The 1,639-nt window shown below is 75.0% G+C and carries 2 protein-coding genes; one reads left to right on the top strand and one right to left on the bottom strand.

The window, feature by feature from the left end; translation table 11 throughout:
- The first annotated feature begins 41 nt into the window (after window positions 1-41).
- A complete protein-coding gene (locus AOK22_RS38860; RefSeq protein ID WP_063795429.1) occupies window positions 42-821 on the top strand; it encodes an enoyl-CoA hydratase/isomerase family protein in 780 nt (259 codons plus the stop codon).
- 93 nt (window positions 822-914) lie between these two features.
- Here AOK22_RS38860 and AOK22_RS38855 read toward each other — a convergent pair.
- The coding region (locus tag AOK22_RS38855) for a hypothetical protein (RefSeq protein ID WP_055703325.1) at window positions 915-1,639 on the bottom strand (725 nt) is incomplete at its 5' end.

The raw sequence follows: 1,639 nt of genomic DNA, 5'->3' as shown, positions 1-1,639 counted from the left end.
CAGCCCCCGACCCCTCCGGCTCCTCCGATCCCCTCGACTCATTGATACTCCACACCACTGACAACGCCGTCTCGTGGATCACGCTCAACCGCCCCGAGGCCATGAACGCCGTCACCTGGGACCAGCGCGAACGCGTCATCGCGCTGCTCGCCGACGCCTCCGCCGACCCCGCCGTGCGGGCCGTCGTGATCACCGCGACCGGCAAGGGGTTCTGCGCGGGCGCCGATCTGCGCGGCGCGCCCGCCACGGGCGAGCGCGTGGCGGGTGACGTCGCCCGCACCATCCGCAGGGGCGCGCAGCGGCTGATCGCCGCGGTCCTCGACTGCGAGAAGCCGGTGATCGCCGCCGTGAACGGCACCGCGGCGGGCATCGGCGCGCATCTGGCGTTCGCGTGCGATCTGGTGCTCGCGGCCGAACAGGCCAAGTTCATCCAGGTGTTCGTACGGCGCGGGCTCGTACCGGACGGCGGCGGCGCGTATCTGCTGCCGCGGCTCGTCGGGCCGCAACGGGCCAAGGAGCTGATGTTCTTCGGGGACTCCCTGCCGGCCGCCGACGCCGAGCGGCTCGGGCTCGTCAACCGTGTCGTGCCCGCCGACGAGCTGGAGAAGACGGCCCGGGAGTGGGCGGAGCGGCTCGCGGCCGGTCCGACCCGCGCCATCGCCATGACCAAGCAGCTGGTGAACGCCTCCCTGGAGTCGGACCGCGCGACGGCCTTCGCCGCCGAGGCGGCGGCCCAGGAGATCAACATGACCACGGCGGACGCGAACGAGGGCGTGGCGAGCTTCGTGGCCCGCCGGTCCCCTTCGTACGAGGGCCGTTGACGTCCCCGCGCCCCGGCCCGTGGTGAAGCGCGCGACGGCCCGAACGTGCCCCTTGCGGGGAGATGCAGCCGCTCCGGATAGTGCGGTTGGCGGTCAGCGGGTCCTGCGCAGGATCCTGACGTCGGGCGAGTCCGGGTCGCCCTCGCTCACGAAGAGCTCGGGGTCGTCCCCGGTGCCGCCCACGATCCAGGCCTGTGCGTCGGCACAGGCGTCGATGTCGTCGACGTCGCCGACGGAGCCGCCGCTGTCGACGTCGGCGGCCGGGTCCGTCCCGGCGCCCGGGCCCCCGCCCGGCTCCACCACGACCGCGGGCCGCTTCAGGACCTCGTCCTCCGCCATGGTCCAGGTCCCGGTCCCGGGGCAGCCGGGCACCTCCGCGCGCCGGTCCGCGTACAACCGGAACCGCACGTCACCACCCCCGTCACCACCCCCGTCACCGCCGCCGCTCCGCCACACGCCGGCCACCTGTTCCGGCGCGAGCGCGGGCGGCTCGTACTCCTTGAGGAGCCCCGTCACCGTCGCCACGACGGCCAGGCCGACGAGGGCGGCGCACAGGGCGAGCGAGACGAGCCCGGACAGGATCCAGACCTTGCGCAGGGGCCGGCCGAGGCGCTGCTCGCGCCGTCGGCAGTACGCGACGTTCAGCGCGGGCAGCACGCCGCTCGCCGCGATCCAGAGGGCGGCCGTCGTGAAGGGCGCGCCCAGCGCGGCGGCGAAGGCGCCCCACGCGGCGCCGACCGGCAGCAGACCGGCCAGGGACCAGCCCCACTCGGGGACGCGCGCGAGCCGGTCGAGAAGAGCGCGACGACGCCCCGCCC

The organism is Streptomyces silaceus, assembly GCF_001419745.1.
In the GTDB taxonomy this organism is placed as follows: domain Bacteria; phylum Actinomycetota; class Actinomycetes; order Streptomycetales; family Streptomycetaceae; genus Streptomyces; species Streptomyces silaceus.
Note: the sequence above shows the minus strand (reverse complement) of the source record. Positions and strands in the feature narration are given on the sequence as shown.